Genomic DNA, 15,478 nt, shown 5'->3' with positions numbered 1-15,478 from the left:
GATAAGAGAGACCTCGTTCATGGTATCAGCCGCCGAACAAATGGCCGCGAATACAAGCTGGTCGTCGCTGGGCAAAGCCACCGACCTGCGCAATCGCATCCTGTTCACGCTTGGTTTGCTCATCGTTTATCGCCTTGGCACCTTTATTCCGGTTCCGGGCATCGACGGTGTCGCGCTTCAGGAATTTATGGAGCAGGCAGGCCAGGGCATCGGCGGCATGGTCTCGATGTTCACCGGCGGCGCTTTGGGCCGGATGGGTATCTTTGCGTTGGGCATCATGCCCTATATCTCGGCCTCGATCATCGTTCAGCTGCTGGCGGCCATGGTGCCCGCCCTTGAACAGCTGAAGAAAGAGGGTGAGCAGGGCCGCAAAAAGCTCAACCAATACACACGCTATGGCACGGTGGCGCTGGCCACGGTGCAGTCTTACGGCCTTGCTGTGTCGCTCGAAGCGGGCGATCTGGCCACCGATCCGGGCCTCTATTTCCGCCTCAGCTGCATGATCACGCTGGTGGGCGGCACCATGTTCCTCATGTGGCTGGGTGAGCAAATCACCGCGCGCGGCGTGGGCAACGGCATCTCGCTCATCATCTTTGTGGGCATCATCGCCGAACTGCCGTCGTCCTTGGCGCAATTCCTGGCCTCCGGCCGCTCCGGCGCGCTGTCGCCTGCCGTGATCATCGGTGTGATCCTGATGGTCATCGTGGCGATCACCTTCGTGGTGTTCATGGAACGGGCACTCCGAAAGATCCACATCCAGTACCCCCGCCGTCAGGTGGGCATGAAGGTCTATGACGGCGGCTCCAGCCACCTGCCGGTCAAGGTGAACCCCGCCTCCGTGATCCCCGCGATCTTCGCCAGCTCCCTGCTGCTGCTGCCGATCACCATCAGCACGTTTTCGGGCGAAAGCTCAGGCCCTGTGATGTCGACGCTTCTGGCCTATTTCGGGCCGGGCCAGCCGCTCTATCTGCTGTTCTTCGCGCTGATGATCGTCTTCTTCACCTATTTCTATACGTTCAACGTGTCGTTCAAACCCGATGACGTGGCCGACAACCTGAAGAAGCAAAACGGCTTTGTCCCCGGTATCCGCCCGGGCAAGAAGACGGCCGAATATCTGGAATATGTGGTCAACCGCATCCTGGTTCTCGGCTCCGCCTATCTCGCGCTGGTCTGTGTCCTGCCCGAGATCGTGCGCGCCGAATTGGGCATTCCCTTCTTCTTCGGCGGCACCTCGGTCCTGATTGTCGTGTCGGTGACCATGGACACGATCCAACAGGTGCAAAGCCACCTTCTGGCCCACCAATACGAGGGCCTGATCGAAAAAAGCCAGCTGCGCGGCAAGCGTGATGGCGCCAAGAAACGCAAGAAGGCACCAGCACGTCGATGAATATTATTCTGCTTGGGCCTCCGGGGGCCGGTAAAGGCACGCAAGCGCGCCGCCTGGTTGATGAACGCAACATGGTGCAACTCTCCACCGGGGACATGCTGCGCGCCGCCCGCACCTCGGGTACCGAGATGGGCAAGATCGTCGCCGATGTCATGGACCGTGGCGACCTGGTTACCGACGAGATCGTTATCGGCCTGATCCGCGAACAGCTCACCACTGGCGGGGCCGAAGGCGGTTATATCTTCGACGGCTTCCCCCGCACGCTGGCCCAGGCCGACGCGCTGGGCAATCTGCTGAGCGAACTGAACGAAACGCTGGATGCCGTCATCGAAATGTCCGTCGATGATGACGTGCTGGTGGCCCGCATCACCGCGCGGTCAACCTGCGCAAGCTGCGGCGAAGTCTATAACGACATCACCAAACCCGTTCCGGCGGACGGCAAATGCTCCAACTGCGGCGGTACCGAATTCACCCGCCGCGCGGATGACAATGAAGACAGCCTGCGCACCCGGCTCATGGCCTATTACAAACAGACTTCCCCGCTGATCGGCTATTACTATGCCAAGGGCGATCTGACCTCTGTGAATGGCCTGGGTGAAATCGACGAAGTTGCCGCCGAAATCAAGGCGGTGCTAGGCTAAGCGCATGATGCGCCTCTGCCTGATCCCCGCTGTCTTCTTTGCCTCTGCCGCCTCGGCCGAAACCTTTCTGAACAACCCCGGTTTCTGCAACGCGCCGGATGCCGAACAGGAACTGGCCGGCACCGCCTACCTGACCCCGCAAGGGATCGAGGCGCATTGGGCCGCCTGCTTCTGGGAAACCGGCGAGCAAACCTATGAACCCGGCCTCGAGACGCGCCTGACCGCGCAATGCGACGATGGTGCCAGGCAATGGACCATGGGCTTTTCCGTTTCGGTCAATGCGCAGGGTCGGGTGCAGATCTGGGCCGATGGGGCCAATCCTCTGCCGGACTATTATTTCCCTTGTTCACGCTGGGGTTACAAAACCCCTTGACAAAGGGTTGACGCACCGAGCGATCCCCCATAGATAGCCCCATCTCGGTAACGAGAATCATGACGTCAGCGCGGGTCGCTCCCGTATCTGGCAGACTACCTCAAATCGCGGCCCGGCGGCTTTGCCCCTCGGGCCATAGTTGTGAAAAAAGGACCCGGGATCACGGGTTCGCGACGAAAGGATATTCCACGTGGCACGTATTGCCGGCGTAAACATCCCCACTGCAAAGCGGGTACCTATCGCCCTCACCTATATCACCGGTATCGGAAACACCTCGGCCAAGGCGATCTGTGACGCCGTTGGCATCGACCAGACCCGCCGGGTGAACGAACTCTCCGACGCCGAAGTGCTCGCCATCCGCGAACATATCGACGCCAACTACACCGTCGAAGGCGACCTGCGCCGCGACGTGCAGATGAACATCAAACGCCTGATGGACCTGGGCTGCTACCGTGGCCTGCGCCACCGTCGTAACCTGCCGGTCCGCGGTCAGCGCACCCACACCAACGCACGTACCCGCAAAGGCCCCGCAAAGGCCATCGCCGGTAAGAAGAAGTAAGAGGGGACCTGACCAATGGCACGTGATAAGACACGCACAAAGAAAAAGGTCCGCAAGAACATCGCCGCCGGTGTGGCGCATGTGAACTCGACCTTCAACAACACCAAAATCCTGATCTCCGACGTGCAGGGCAACGCGATCTCGTGGTCGTCCGCCGGCACCATGGGCTTCAAAGGCTCGCGGAAATCGACACCTTACGCGGCTCAGCTGGCTGCAGAAGATGCAGGCCGCAAGGCACAAGACCACGGCGTGAAAACGCTGGAAGTTGAAGTGCAGGGCCCCGGTTCCGGTCGTGAAAGCGCGCTGCGCGCCCTGGCGGCTGTCGGCTTCAACATCACCTCGATCCGTGATGTGACCCCGATCGCCCACAATGGCTGCCGCCCGCCCAAACGCCGCCGCGTCTAAGGCATTTTTGACCACCTGGGGCCGCGTGTTCTGCACGGCCCCAGTCCGCATTTTTGAACCTCGGGAGCTTCGCCCTTACGGACATGGGGGTGCAGCAGGAATGGAGGACTTACATGATCCATAAGAATTGGGCAGAACTGATCAAACCCACCCAGCTTGACGTTAAGCCGGGCAACAACCCTGCGCAGCAAGCCACCGTTGTCGCCGAACCGCTGGAGCGCGGCTTTGGTCTGACCCTGGGCAACGCTCTGCGCCGCGTGCTGATGAGCTCGCTTCAGGGTGCCGCGATCACCAGCGTCCAGATTGACAACGTCCTGCACGAGTTCTCCTCGGTGGCCGGTGTGCGTGAAGACGTCACCGACATCGTTCTGAACCTCAAAGGCGTGCGCATCCGTATGGATGTCGAAGGCCCCAAGCGTGTCTCGATCAACGCCAAAGGCCCCGCAGTCGTGACCGCGGGCGACATCTCGGAATCCGCAGGGATCGAGATCCTGAACAAGGATCACGTGATCTGCCACCTGGACGATGGCGCCGAAGTTTACATGGAACTGACGGTCAACACCGGCAAAGGCTACGTCTCGGCTGACAAGAACAAGCCCGAAGACGCGCCCATCGGCCTGATCCCGATCGACGCGATCTATTCGCCCGTCACCAAGGTCAGCTATGACGTCCAGCCCACCCGTGAGGGCCAGGTTCTGGACTATGACAAACTGACCATGAAGATCACCACCGATGGCTCGGTCACCCCGGACGACGCCGTGGCCTTTGCCGCGCGTATCCTGCAGGACCAGCTGTCGATCTTCGTGAACTTTGACGAGCCCGAAAGCGCCTCGCGTCAGGACGAAGACGATGGTCTCGAGTTCAACCCGCTTCTCTTGAAGAAAGTGGACGAGTTGGAACTGTCGGTGCGGTCTGCAAACTGCCTGAAGAACGACAACATCGTCTATATCGGCGATCTGATCCAGAAAACCGAAGCCGAGATGCTGCGCACCCCGAACTTCGGCCGCAAGTCGCTGAACGAGATCAAAGAAGTCCTCAGCGGCATGGGTCTGCACCTTGGCATGGATGTCGAGGATTGGCCGCCCGACAATATCGAGGATCTCGCCAAGAAATTCGAAGACGCGTTCTAAGCGCGTCTTCGACCCCGGACCTGATCCGGGGTCTCGCAGGGCTGGGCTGCTCTGCGCGACATCGAGGTCCCGGGTCAGGCCCCAAGGAGAGTTGGTGACACGCATCGCCAACCGGACAAAGCAAAACAGCCCGTAGAGGGCAAAAAGGAGACTGAAAAATGCGTCACGCACGTGGTTACCGCCGCCTGAACCGGACACATGAGCACCGTAAAGCTCTGTTTTCCAACATGGCCGGCTCGCTCATCGAACATGAGCAAATCAAGACAACTCTGCCCAAGGCAAAAGAACTGCGCCCGATCGTTGAAAAACTGATCACGCTGGCCAAGCGCGGCGATCTGCACGCGCGCCGTCAGGCAGCATCTAAACTCAAGGAAGATCAGTACGTTACGAAACTGTTCGACGTGCTGGGCCCGCGCTATGCGGACCGTCAGGGCGGCTATGTCCGCGTCCTGAAAGCAGGCTTCCGGTATGGCGACATGGCGCCCATGGCGATCATCGAATTCGTGGATCGCGACGTTGACGCCAAAGGTGCGGCCGACAAGGCCCGCGTCGCCGCAGAAGAGGCGATGGAAACCGAAGATTAAGCTCTTCGCACCTCGCCCAAGTCATTGAAACCCCGCCAGAAATGGCGGGGTTTTTCGCATCCAGACCTGCTCTTGCATTGACCACAGGCGCCCCGCATACCCATATGTGAAGCAACAGGAGTACCCTTGATGCTGCGTTTGATCCTTTGCTGTTTCTTGCTGTCCACGGCGGCATACGCCGAGACCCGCGTGCCGCAAAGCCAGGCCGAAATTTCCCTTGGGTTTGCGCCCCTGGTAAAAGAAGCCGCGCCCGCAGTCGTCAATATCTATGCCCGCATCGTCCGCCCCGGCCGCGCCAGCCCATTCCAGGGCGACCCGTTTTTCGAAGAGTTTTTCCGCGGCTTCGGCTCTACCCGCCCGCGTGTTCAGAACTCGCTGGGATCCGGCGTGATCCTGTCACCAGACGGGATCGTGGTGTCGAATTATCACGTGGTTGGACAGGCCACCGATATCCGCGTGGTCCTTGCCGACCGGCGCGAATTTTCCGCCCAAGTCCTTCTGGGCGATCAGGAAAGCGACCTTGCCATACTTCAGTTGGAAGGTGCGGAAAACTTGCCCTATCTCACCTTGCGCGACAGCGACCGGGTCGAAGTGGGCGAACTGGTGCTGGCCATCGGCAACCCCTTCGGCGTGGGGCAGACGGTGTCTTCGGGCATCGTATCGGGACTGGCGCGGTCGGGTGCGGCCTCGGGCAATGCACGGGGCTATTTCATCCAGACCGACGCGCCCATTAACCCGGGCAATTCCGGCGGTGCGCTGATTGATGTGAACGGGCGTCTGATCGGCATCAACACCTCGATCCTCAGTCGTTCCGGTGGGTCGAACGGCATCGGCTTTGCGATCCCCGCCAATCTGGTCGCGCAGTTCGTCGAACAGGCCACAGTGGGCGCGACGCGTTTCGAACGCCCCTGGGCCGGCATGGCCGGGCAACCGGTCGATGCGGATCTTGCGGCCTCTCTCGGTTTGGGTCTGCCGCAGGGCATCGTGATCTCGGACCTGCATGCGGAAAGCCCCTTCGCCAAGGCCGGTCTGCAGGTGGGTGACGTGATTACCCATGTCGACAATCTTGAGGTCAACACGCCCTCGGAAATGGTTTTCCGCATGTCCGTGCGCGGCATTGGCGCAACGGCGCAGATCACCCGGTTCCGCGCGGGTGATGTCGCGGTGCTGGACGTGCCGATGATCGCCGCACCCAATGTGCCCCCGCGCGATCCCACCACGTTGAGCGACCGCACCATCCTGCCTGGCCTGACCGTCGAGCGGATCAACCCGGCAGTGATCGCCGATTACAACCTGCCGCTGTCGGCGCAGGGTCTGGTGATTACCGATCTGGGTCAGTTCGGCGGGCGCGTGGGTATCAGGCTGGGCGACATACCCCTGGTGATCAATGGTCAGGAGATCGACACCCCGCGCGACCTGCGCCGCGCGCTCACCAATCCCGGCCGCCGGGTCGAAATGGACGTGCTGCGCCTGGGCCAGCGCCTTCGCCTGCGGTTTCGGACCTGACCGATATGGACCTGTTCGACCAGATCGACACACCCGATGGCCCCGAGCCGAACCGCCCCTTGGCCGACCGGTTGCGCCCCAAAACGCTGGCCGATGTTATCGGTCAGGATCAGCTTCTTGGCCCGGACGGCCCTTTGCGCGTGATGCTGGATTCGGGCTCTCTGGGTTCATTGATCCTTTGGGGGCCGCCCGGTGTGGGCAAAACCACCATCGCGCGGCTTCTGGCGGATGAGACCGATCTGCATTTCGTCCAGATCAGCGCGATCTTCACCGGCGTGCCTGATCTGAAAAAGGTGTTCGAGGCCGCCAAGATGCGTCGCCGGCAGGGCAAGGGCACGCTGCTTTTCGTTGATGAGATCCATCGTTTCAACAAGGCCCAGCAGGACGGTTTCCTGCCCCATATGGAGGATGGCACGATCCTTCTGGTCGGCGCCACCACGGAAAACCCATCGTTCGAGTTGAACGCCGCTGTATTGAGCCGCGCGCAGGTGATGGTGCTTGAGCGCCTCAGCCTTGCCGATCTGGAACGGATGACCCAACGGGCCGAGGCGGAACTGGGTGCCAAGCTCCCCCTCACGGCCGAGGCGCGCGATGCGCTACAGGAAATGGCCGATGGCGATGGCCGCGCGCTTCTGAACCTGATCGAACAGGTTGCGGCCTGGACCTTGGATGGCAAGCTGGACCCCGATGCTCTGGCCACGCGGCTGATGCGCCGCGCCGCGCAATACGACAAATCGGGTGACGCGCATTACAACCTGATTTCGGCCCTGCACAAATCGGTACGCGGCTCGGATCCCGATGCGTCGCTGTATTGGCTGGCGCGGATGCTGCAGGGGGGCGAAGACCCGCGGTATCTGGCGCGGCGCATCACCCGTATGGCAGTCGAAGATATCGGGCTTGCCGATCCGCAGGCGCAGCGCGTGTGCCTTGATGCGTGGGAAACCTATGAACGGCTGGGCAGTCCGGAAGGGGAACTGGCCCTGGCGCAGGCGGTGGCCTATCTGGCGCTCGCACCGAAATCGAATGCGGCTTATGTGGGCTATAAACAGGCGATGAAACTGGCCAAGCAAACCGGCAGCAAACCCCCGCCAAAACATATCCTGAATGCACCCACATCGATGATGAAGGACCAGGGATATGGAGCCGGCTATGCTTATGACCACGATGCCGAAGACGGGTTTTCCGGCCAGAACTACTTCCCCGAGGATGTGAAGCGCCCTGTCCTCTATCAACCGGTGGAGCGTGGTTTTGAACGCGAGTTGAAAAAGCGACTGGATTACTTCGCCAAGCTGCGCGCCAAGCGGGAAACTTGACACCACCCCGCCAACACGCGACAGACCGCCCATGATGATGACCGTTCTTCAGGTGGCCCTTGGCGGCGCGATTGGCGCATCCCTGCGATATCTTGCAGGGGTCGGCATTTATCGTGCGATGGGGCAGGGTGCTTTCCCCTTGGGCGTGATCACGGTGAACATCGTGGGGTCGTTCCTGATGGGGGTATTCGTGGTGGCCGCCGCACAGCGCGGCCTGACCTATCTGGGCCCCTTCGTGATGACGGGTATTCTGGGCGGGTTCACAACGTTCTCGGCCTTCTCTCTGGAAACCGTCACGCTGATGGAGCGGGGCCAGATCGGGCTGGCGGCGCTTTATGTTGTGCTGTCGGTTATCGGATCGGTGGGCGGATTGATGGCCGGCCTTTGGCTGGCGCGCGGGGTTTTCGCATGAGCGGTGTGCAAACAGTAACCGTCGAGGCAGGCGAGGGCGATCAGCGCCTGGATCGCTGGCTGAAACGCCGTTTCCCGCAGCTGGGTCAGGGCATGATTGAAAAGATGTGCCGCAAGGGAGAGCTGCGCGTGGATGGCGGGCGGGTCAAAGCCTCCGCCCGGCTGGAAGAAGGGCAAAGCGTGCGTATCCCGCCGCTGCCAACGGGTGACAAGAAACCGGCCGAACCCAAGCCAAAGGTTTCTGCTGCCGACGCCAAGATGATCCAGGATGCGGTGATCTATCGTGACGATTACATCATCGCTCTGAACAAGCCCCCCGGCCTTCCGGTACAGGGCGGCAGCGGTCAGACCCGCCATGTGGATGGCCTGGCCGAAGCACTGACATTCGGTCTGGATGAAAAGCCGCGCCTTGTGCACCGGCTGGACAAGGACACCTCGGGCGTATTGCTGATGGCGCGCACCCGCAAGATCGCCGCCGATCTGACTGCAGCCTTCAAGCATCGCGAAACGCGCAAGATTTACTGGGCCCTGGTTGCAGGCGTGCCCACGCCCTATCTGGGCGAAATCAAGACAGGTCTGATCAAGGCACCGGGCCACGGCGCGAAGGGCGAGGGCGAGAAGATGATCGCTATTCACCCGCGCGAGATTGACAGCACGCCGGGCGCCAAACGGTCGCGCACGCTTTATGCCACGCTCTATCGTGTGGCGGGCCGCGCGGCCTGGGTCGCGCTTGAGCCAGTGACGGGCCGCACCCACCAGCTGCGGGTCCATATGGCCGAAATGGGCCATCCCATCATCGGTGACGGCAAGTATGGCGGATCGGGCCAGGAAAATCTGGGCGATGGCTGGGGCGCACAGGTGGGCGGCATTATCTCGAAAAAGCTGCACCTGCACGCGCGCAGCCTGACTTTCGAACATCCTGTCACGCGCAAGACCGTGCGCCTGGTCGCTGAACTGCCGCCGCATATGAAAGACAGTTGGGAGACCTTCGGCTGGACCGAGGATCTGGCAAAGGACGATCCTTTCGAGGAACTGAAATGAGCGCGGACCTGCGCCTGATCCTGTTTGATGTGGATGGCACGCTGGTCGACAGCCAGGCGGATATCGTGGCCTCAATGGCTGCTGCGTTCGATCATGTGGGTCTTACCGTACCGGACCGGGCGCAGGTTCTGTCCATCGTGGGCCTGTCCTTGCCCCGCGCGATGGAGGTGCTGGCACCCGAGGCCGACGCCACCACCCATGACGCGATGGTCGAGGCGTATAAGCGCAGCTATATGGCATTGCGCGCGGCGGCGGGGTCGCAAATCTCGTCCCCGCTTTATCCCGGTATGCGCGATCTGCTGGACCGGCTGAACGCGGTGCCGGACAACATTCTGGGCGTGGCTACCGGCAAATCGCAGCGCGGGCTGGATGCGCTGATCGAGGGACATGCGCTTGCGGGGCTGTTTTGTACCCGTCAATGCGCCGATCATCACCCGTCGAAACCGCACCCGTCGATGATCCTGCAGGCTATGGCCGAAACCGGGGTTACGCCGGCGCAGACCGTTATGATCGGCGATACCAGCTTTGACATGGAAATGGCCCGCGCCGCAGGGGCCTTTGCCATCGGTGTCAGCTGGGGATATCACCCCGCCGACCGTCTGGGCGACGCGCATATCCTGGTGGACCGGGTTGCGGACCTGCCCGACACACTTGAAACGATCTGGAGGGCTGCGTGATGGGCGAATGGGCTCTCAAACGCTTCTGGAAAGAAACCACGACCGACGAGAAAGACGGCCAGTTCGCCGTTCTGCTGGATGGCCGCCCGGTCAAGACGCCTGCCAAGGCAGCGCTGGCCGTGCCCACCCGCGCGCTGGCCGATGCCATCGCCGCCGAATGGGACGCCCAGGAAAAAGAGGTGAACCCCAACGTAATGCCTTTCACCCGCATGGCTAACGCCGCCATCGACAAGGTGACCATCCAGCATGGTGAAGTGGCGCAGATGCTGGCCGATTACGGGGATTCCGATCTGCTGTGCTATCGCGCGGAGCGGCCCGAAAGCCTGGTCGATCGCCAGGCTGCAGAATGGGACCCGGCACTGGATTGGGCGGCAGACGCGCTGGGCGCGCGGCTGCAGGCGCGCGCAGGTGTGATCCATGTCGCCCAAGAGCCTGCAGCGCTGCAAACCCTTGCTCAACGTGTGCACGATCTGGACAAGTTCCGCCTTGCGGCATTCCACGACCTTGTGACGTTAAGCGGTTCTCTGGTGCTGGGCTTTGCGGCCGCCGAAGGTTGGAAAGACCCGGATTCGATCTGGGATATCTCGATGCTGGATACGCTGTGGCAAGAGGAACAGTGGGGCCGCGACGAAGAGGCCTATGAGGCCGCACAAGTCAAACGCGCCGCCTTCCGACATGCGAAAACCTTCTATGATTTCAGCGGCGCGCGCTGAGCCTGTCGCGCTGATCGGCCAAACGGTACCGCAAAGCGCGCGAAAGAACTGCCAAGGATGCGTGCAAAGCCCGAGCTTTACTATAGGTAAACAACCTGTGGTTCATCGTTTTTGATGATCATGCCCTTGACCTTTTCTGATGAATCCGCCCAAACTCCTGCCACTTGGAAGGGGGAAGCCCCTTTTTTGTTCTGCATACCGGTCCGCAAAGGGCTGGGTGAACTGCCCAACACTCGGGCGGAAAATCAGGAAGAGGTAAAAATGAAAAAATCCGTACTTTTTGGTGCGCTGGCCGGTGCCACACTGGCAGCCGGTGCTGCCGCTGCTGGCACGCTTGAAGACGTGCAAGCGCGCGGCAAGCTGAACTGCGGCGTGACCACAGGTCTGGTTGGCTTTGCTGCACCGGACGCAAACGGTGAGTGGAACGGTTTTGACGTGGCCGTGTGCCGTGCTGTTGCTGCTGCTGTTCTTGGCGATGCGACCGCGGTCGAATTCGTCCCCACGACAGGTAAGACGCGCTTCACCGCGCTTGCCTCGGGCGAGATCGACATGCTGGCCCGTAACACCACCTGGACCTTCAGCCGTGACGTTGACCTGAAGTTCACCTTCGTTGGCGTGAACTACTACGACGGTCAGGGCTTCATGGTTCCCAAGGAACTGGGCGTGTCCTCGGCCAAGGAACTGGACGGCGCGACCGTCTGCATTCAAACCGGCACAACGACCGAGCTGAACCTCGCGGACTTCTTCCGCGCAAACAACATCAGCTATGAGCCGGTTCCGATCGAAACCAACGCTGAAGCACAACAGCAATACCTGGCTGGCGCATGTGACGTGTACACCACCGACGCATCCGGCCTGGCTGCAACCCGTGCAACATTCGAAGCACCCGGCGACCACGTGCTGCTGCCCGAGATCATCTCGAAAGAGCCTCTGGGTCCGCTCGTGCGCCACGGCGATGACGAGTGGGGCGACATCGTTCGCTGGACTCTGAACGCGCTGATCACCGCAGAAGAACTGGGCGTGACCTCGGCAAACATCGCCGAGCTGAGCGCAGGCACCAACAACCCGGAAATCAACCGTCTGCTGGGCACCGAAGGTACCCTGGGCGAGATGCTGGGTCTGGACGCCGAGTGGGCCAAGCGTGCCATCATGGCAGGCGGCAACTATGGTGAGATCTTCGCCGGCAACATCGGTGAAAGCACACCGATCGGCCTGGCGCGCGGTCTGAACGCGCAGTGGACAGACGGTGGTCTGCTCTACTCGCCGCCGTTCCGCTAAGAACGACACTTCGGAAGGGCGCAGAGAAAACTCTGCGCCCTTTCAGCTTAAAAAGACACACCGGTTCACGGGCAGCATAGGCCCATTTCAACAAGCGTCGGGTGTCAACACAGACAGGGGACCGTCCATATGACGACGATCACGGACCCGCCACAGGGGTCGTTCAAGTTGTCGATGCTGCTGAATGATACGCGGTATCGGTCATATACCTTCCAATTCATTGCGCTTGTTCTGCTGATCGGGGCTATTGCCTATCTGATCAGCAACCTGTTCGCCAACCTTGCGGCGGCGGGTCTGAACATTTCATACGCCTTCCTTGGGGAACCGGCGGGCTATGATATCAACCAGCGCCTTATCGAATATGACAGCCAATCCACCCATTGGCGGGCGACGCTTGTTGGCGTTCTGAACACGCTTCTGGTTGCGTTTCTGGCCTGTGTCACCGCCACCATTCTGGGCGTTATCGCAGGCGTTCTGCGGTTGTCGAACAACTGGCTGATCTCGAAGCTGATGTCTTTCTATGTCGAGGCGTTCCGCAATGTGCCGGTGCTGATCTGGATCCTGATGATCAACGCCGTGTTCCTTGTGGTGCTGCCGCAGCCACGCGCGTTCCGGGGTGACAATCCCGAAGCGACAATGCTGTTTGACATGTTCGCCTTCACCGGACGCGGGGTCTATTTCCCGGCACCGATCTTTTCCAACAGCCTGACTGGCAGCGCTGGCACCGATTGGCTCTTGGTCATCATCGGCCTAGTGCTTTCGTTCTTCGGTGTAAGGCAGGTGGCCAAATGGGCCCAGGCCAAGCAGGAAGCAACGGGCGTTCGTCCCAATACGCTGTGGATCAACCTGGCGATCTGGTTCGGCCCGCTTCTGGTGCTGTTCACGATCATGGGGCTGAGCTTTGATTATCCCGAACTCAAGGGCTTCAACTTCCAGGGCGGGGGCTGGGCGCGCGGTTCGCTGATCGCGCTTTGGTTCGCTCTGTCGGTCTATACCGGCGCCTTTATCGCCGAGAACGTGCGCGCGGGGATCCAGGCGATTTCCAAAGGCCAGACCGAGGCGGCCGCGTCGCTGGGTCTGCGTCCGGGGCGGATCATGAACCTGGTTATCCTGCCGCAGGCGTTGCGGGTGATCATTCCGCCGCTGATTTCCCAGTATCTGAACATCACCAAGAACTCGTCCCTGGCGATCGCGGTGGGGTACATGGATATCACGGCCACCCTGGGCGGCATCACCCTGAACCAGACCGGTCGCGCGATCGAAGCGGTTCTGCTGCTGATGCTTTTCTACCTGATCATCTCGCTGACCATTTCGGCGGTGATGAACGTCTATAACAACTCAGTCAAACTGAAGGAGCGCTAAGATGGCCGATACATCGAATTCCATCGCCTTCGTGCGCACCGAAACCCTGCCGCAGCTTGATCCGCCAGCCTCCGAAGTTGGTGTCATCGGCTGGATGAAGCACAATCTGTTCAACGGGGTCTGGGGCACGCTTCTGACGCTTTTGTCCCTGTGGGCGATCTATTATGTGCTGTCCGGCTTCCTGCCCTGGCTTCTGGGCGGGGTCTGGGGCACCAACAGCCTTGCGGAATGCCGCGAGGTTCTGGGTGGCGCGGCGGGGGGCTGTTTCTCGGTCCTGTCGGAACGGTGGAACCAGCTGCTGTTCGGGTTCACATATCCCGAGGAATATTACTGGCGTCCGACAGTGGCCTTTGTGCTTCTGTTCGTGGCGATCGCGCCGGTGATGTTCTCCATGCTGCCGCGGGTCATGCTGGTCTTTACAGCGATCTATCCGTTCCTGGCCTTCCACCTGATCTGGGGCGGTACGATCCTGTCGCCGCTTCTGGCCATGGCCGGGTTTATCGTGGGCTATCTGGCTTATTCCCGGCTGGTGAACCAAAGCTTTGCCATGGGCTTTTTCGGCGGCATCGTTGCGGCCGTACTGACCTGGTATATCGGTGGGTTCATCGTGGATGCGATTGCACCGGAAAACCCGACGCTGGGCGCTGTTCCGTCCCGCGACATGGGTGGCTTCATGCTGAACATGATCCTGGGTGTGGTCTGTGTGTCGCTGTCGATCCCGCTGGGGATCGCGCTGGCGCTGGGCCGTCAGTCGGACATGCCGATCATCAAATGGATCTGCGTGGTGTTCATCGAATTCATCCGGGGTGTGCCGCTGATCACGCTGCTGTTCGTGGCAAACGTGGTTCTGGCCTATTTCCTGCCGCCGGGCACCAACTTTGACCTGATCCTGCGGGTGATCATCATGATCACCATGTTCGCCTCGGCCTATATCGCCGAAGTGATCCGGGGTGGCCTCGCCGCCCTGCCACGGGGTCAGTACGAGGCGGCCGATAGTCTGGGTCTGGATTACGCGCAATCCATGCGGCTGATCATTCTGCCGCAGGCGCTGAAAATCTCGATCCCGGGCATCGTGAACGTCGCGGTGGGGCTCTTCAAGGATACCACGCTGGTGTCGATCATCTCGATGTTCGATCTGGTGGGGATGATCCGCGGCCCGATCCTGGCCTCGACCGAATGGAACGGTGTGTATTGGGAGCTTTTCGGCTTTGCCGCCTTCCTGTTCTTCATCGTTTGCTACGGCATTTCGCAATACTCGCAGTGGCTGGAACGCCAGCTTGCGACAGATCACCGATAAGGAGTGGACACAATGAACGAAGTTGTCCCTGAAACACATAACGTCCAAATGAGCGTCTCGGACGAGGTCGCGATCTCGATCGAGAAGATGAACAAGTGGTACGGCACCTTCCACGTGCTGCGCGACATCGACCTGACCGTCTATCGTGGCGAGCGGATCGTGATCGCGGGGCCGTCCGGGTCGGGCAAATCCACCCTGATCCGCTGCATCAACGCGCTGGAAGAACACCAGGCGGGCAAGATCACGGTGGATGGCACGCTGTTGTCGTCGGATCTGAAGAACATCGACAAGATCCGCTCCGAGGTCGGCATGTGCTTCCAGCATTTCAACCTGTTCCCGCATCTGACGATCCTGGAGAACTGCACGCTGGCCCCGATCTGGGTGCGCAAGACGCCCAAGAAGGAAGCCATCGAAACGGCGATGCATTTCCTGGAAAAGGTGAAGATCCCCGATCAGGCCGACAAGTATCCTGGCCAGCTGTCGGGTGGTCAGCAGCAGCGTGTGGCGATTGCCCGTTCGCTTTGCATGCGGCCGCGCATCATGCTGTTTGACGAACCCACCTCGGCACTTGACCCTGAGATGATCAAGGAAGTGCTGGATACGATGGTGGAACTGGCCGAGGAAGGCATGACCATGCTGTGTGTTACGCACGAGATGGGCTTTGCCCGTCAGGTGGCGAACCGGGTGATCTTCATGGATGAAGGTCAGATTGTTGAGCAGAACGAACCGGAAGAGTTCTTCAACAACCCCAAATCCCCCCGGACGCAGCTGTTCCTCAGCCAGATCCTGGGTCACTGATAA

Annotated in this window: 17 protein-coding genes; all 17 read left to right on the top strand. The window is 60.6% G+C overall.

Going from position 1 to position 15,478, the window contains the following annotated elements:
* Window positions 1-19 precede the first annotated feature (19 nt).
* Complete coding sequence (gene secY / locus TR61_RS15030) at window positions 20-1,387, top strand: preprotein translocase subunit SecY (RefSeq protein ID WP_050931347.1); 1,368 nt, start codon at window positions 20-22, stop codon at window positions 1,385-1,387.
* A complete protein-coding gene (locus TR61_RS15025) occupies window positions 1,384-2,028 on the top strand; it encodes an adenylate kinase (RefSeq protein WP_050931346.1) in 645 nt (214 codons plus the stop codon). The genes secY and TR61_RS15025 overlap by 4 nt, the downstream gene beginning before the upstream one ends.
* Window positions 2,029-2,032: 4 nt before the next feature.
* Complete coding sequence (locus TR61_RS15020) at window positions 2,033-2,401, top strand: hypothetical protein (RefSeq protein WP_050931345.1); 369 nt, start codon at window positions 2,033-2,035, stop codon at window positions 2,399-2,401.
* A 190-nt stretch (window positions 2,402-2,591) separates the two neighbouring features.
* Window positions 2,592-2,960 carry a 30S ribosomal protein S13 gene (gene rpsM, locus TR61_RS15015; protein ID WP_050931344.1) on the top strand — a complete coding sequence of 123 codons (369 nt, stop codon included), beginning with the start codon at window positions 2,592-2,594 and terminating at the stop codon, window positions 2,958-2,960.
* 15 nt (window positions 2,961-2,975) lie between these two features.
* Window positions 2,976-3,365, top strand: coding sequence for a 30S ribosomal protein S11 (rpsK, locus tag TR61_RS15010; protein ID WP_050931343.1), 390 nt, complete (start codon window positions 2,976-2,978; stop codon window positions 3,363-3,365).
* A gap of 113 nt (window positions 3,366-3,478) precedes the next feature.
* Window positions 3,479-4,495, top strand: coding sequence for a DNA-directed RNA polymerase subunit alpha (locus tag TR61_RS15005; protein ID WP_050931342.1), 1,017 nt, complete (start codon window positions 3,479-3,481; stop codon window positions 4,493-4,495).
* Window positions 4,496-4,653: 158 nt separating this feature from the next.
* The gene (gene rplQ, locus TR61_RS15000; RefSeq protein WP_050931341.1) at window positions 4,654-5,079 is read left to right on the top strand and encodes a 50S ribosomal protein L17; all 426 of its coding nucleotides are present in this window, start codon (window positions 4,654-4,656) and stop codon (window positions 5,077-5,079) included.
* Between the two features lie 129 nt (window positions 5,080-5,208).
* A complete protein-coding gene (locus TR61_RS14995) occupies window positions 5,209-6,585 on the top strand; it encodes a trypsin-like peptidase domain-containing protein (protein ID WP_050931340.1) in 1,377 nt (458 codons plus the stop codon).
* A gap of 5 nt (window positions 6,586-6,590) precedes the next feature.
* Window positions 6,591-7,898: a replication-associated recombination protein A gene (locus tag TR61_RS14990; protein ID WP_050931339.1), complete on the top strand. Its 1,308-nt coding sequence runs from the start codon at window positions 6,591-6,593 to the stop codon at window positions 7,896-7,898.
* Window positions 7,899-7,929: 31 nt separating this feature from the next.
* A complete protein-coding gene (crcB, locus tag TR61_RS14985) occupies window positions 7,930-8,310 on the top strand; it encodes a fluoride efflux transporter CrcB (RefSeq protein ID WP_050931338.1) in 381 nt (126 codons plus the stop codon).
* Window positions 8,307-9,350, top strand: coding sequence for an RluA family pseudouridine synthase (locus tag TR61_RS14980; protein ID WP_050931337.1), 1,044 nt, complete (start codon window positions 8,307-8,309; stop codon window positions 9,348-9,350). The genes crcB and TR61_RS14980 overlap by 4 nt, the downstream gene beginning before the upstream one ends.
* Entirely contained in the window at window positions 9,347-10,027 is a 681-nt protein-coding gene (locus TR61_RS14975) for an HAD-IA family hydrolase (RefSeq protein ID WP_050931336.1), read from the top strand. Before TR61_RS14980 ends, TR61_RS14975 begins: the two co-directional genes overlap by 4 nt.
* Window positions 10,027-10,740, top strand: coding sequence for an ATP12 family chaperone protein (locus TR61_RS14970; RefSeq protein WP_050931335.1), 714 nt, complete (start codon window positions 10,027-10,029; stop codon window positions 10,738-10,740). Before TR61_RS14975 ends, TR61_RS14970 begins: the two co-directional genes overlap by 1 nt.
* Before the next feature lie 261 nt (window positions 10,741-11,001).
* The gene (locus TR61_RS14965; protein WP_050931373.1) at window positions 11,002-12,018 is read left to right on the top strand and encodes an amino acid ABC transporter substrate-binding protein; all 1,017 of its coding nucleotides are present in this window, start codon (window positions 11,002-11,004) and stop codon (window positions 12,016-12,018) included.
* Window positions 12,019-12,147: 129 nt separating this feature from the next.
* Window positions 12,148-13,380 (top strand): amino acid ABC transporter permease, encoded by a 1,233-nt coding sequence (locus TR61_RS14960; protein WP_050931334.1) that lies wholly within the window; start codon window positions 12,148-12,150, stop codon window positions 13,378-13,380.
* 1 nt (window position 13,381) lies between these two features.
* Entirely contained in the window at window positions 13,382-14,677 is a 1,296-nt protein-coding gene (locus tag TR61_RS14955) for an amino acid ABC transporter permease (protein WP_050931333.1), read from the top strand.
* 12 nt (window positions 14,678-14,689) lie between these two features.
* Window positions 14,690-15,475: an amino acid ABC transporter ATP-binding protein gene (locus TR61_RS14950; protein WP_050931332.1), complete on the top strand. Its 786-nt coding sequence runs from the start codon at window positions 14,690-14,692 to the stop codon at window positions 15,473-15,475.
* Window positions 15,476-15,478: the final 3 nt, after the last annotated feature.

This window comes from Aestuariivita boseongensis (assembly GCF_001262635.1).
GTDB classification, from domain to species: domain Bacteria; phylum Pseudomonadota; class Alphaproteobacteria; order Rhodobacterales; family Rhodobacteraceae; genus Aestuariivita; species Aestuariivita boseongensis.
Note: the sequence above shows the minus strand (reverse complement) of the source record. Positions and strands in the feature narration are given on the sequence as shown.

Bases quoted from the DNA above. Each gene is read 5' to 3' on its own strand.
- TR61_RS14990 (WP_050931339.1), top strand. From the start codon at position 6,591: ATGGACCTGTTCGACCAGATCGACACACCCGATGGCCCCGAGCCGAAC.
- TR61_RS14950 (WP_050931332.1), top strand. From the start codon at position 14,690: ATGAACGAAGTTGTCCCTGAAACACATAACGTCCAAATGAGCGTCTCG.
- TR61_RS15005 (WP_050931342.1), top strand. From the start codon at position 3,479: ATGATCCATAAGAATTGGGCAGAACTGATCAAACCCACCCAGCTTGAC.
- rplQ (WP_050931341.1), top strand. From the start codon at position 4,654: ATGCGTCACGCACGTGGTTACCGCCGCCTGAACCGGACACATGAGCAC.
- TR61_RS15025 (WP_050931346.1), top strand. From the start codon at position 1,384: ATGAATATTATTCTGCTTGGGCCTCCGGGGGCCGGTAAAGGCACGCAA.
- crcB (WP_050931338.1), top strand. From the start codon at position 7,930: ATGATGATGACCGTTCTTCAGGTGGCCCTTGGCGGCGCGATTGGCGCA.
- TR61_RS14975 (WP_050931336.1), top strand. From the start codon at position 9,347: ATGAGCGCGGACCTGCGCCTGATCCTGTTTGATGTGGATGGCACGCTG.
- TR61_RS15020 (WP_050931345.1), top strand. From the start codon at position 2,033: ATGATGCGCCTCTGCCTGATCCCCGCTGTCTTCTTTGCCTCTGCCGCC.
- rpsK (WP_050931343.1), top strand. From the start codon at position 2,976: ATGGCACGTGATAAGACACGCACAAAGAAAAAGGTCCGCAAGAACATC.
- TR61_RS14970 (WP_050931335.1), top strand. From the start codon at position 10,027: ATGGGCGAATGGGCTCTCAAACGCTTCTGGAAAGAAACCACGACCGAC.
- TR61_RS14965 (WP_050931373.1), top strand. From the start codon at position 11,002: ATGAAAAAATCCGTACTTTTTGGTGCGCTGGCCGGTGCCACACTGGCA.
- TR61_RS14980 (WP_050931337.1), top strand. From the start codon at position 8,307: ATGAGCGGTGTGCAAACAGTAACCGTCGAGGCAGGCGAGGGCGATCAG.
- secY (WP_050931347.1), top strand. From the start codon at position 20: ATGGTATCAGCCGCCGAACAAATGGCCGCGAATACAAGCTGGTCGTCG.
- TR61_RS14955 (WP_050931333.1), top strand. From the start codon at position 13,382: ATGGCCGATACATCGAATTCCATCGCCTTCGTGCGCACCGAAACCCTG.
- TR61_RS14995 (WP_050931340.1), top strand. From the start codon at position 5,209: ATGCTGCGTTTGATCCTTTGCTGTTTCTTGCTGTCCACGGCGGCATAC.
- TR61_RS14960 (WP_050931334.1), top strand. From the start codon at position 12,148: ATGACGACGATCACGGACCCGCCACAGGGGTCGTTCAAGTTGTCGATG.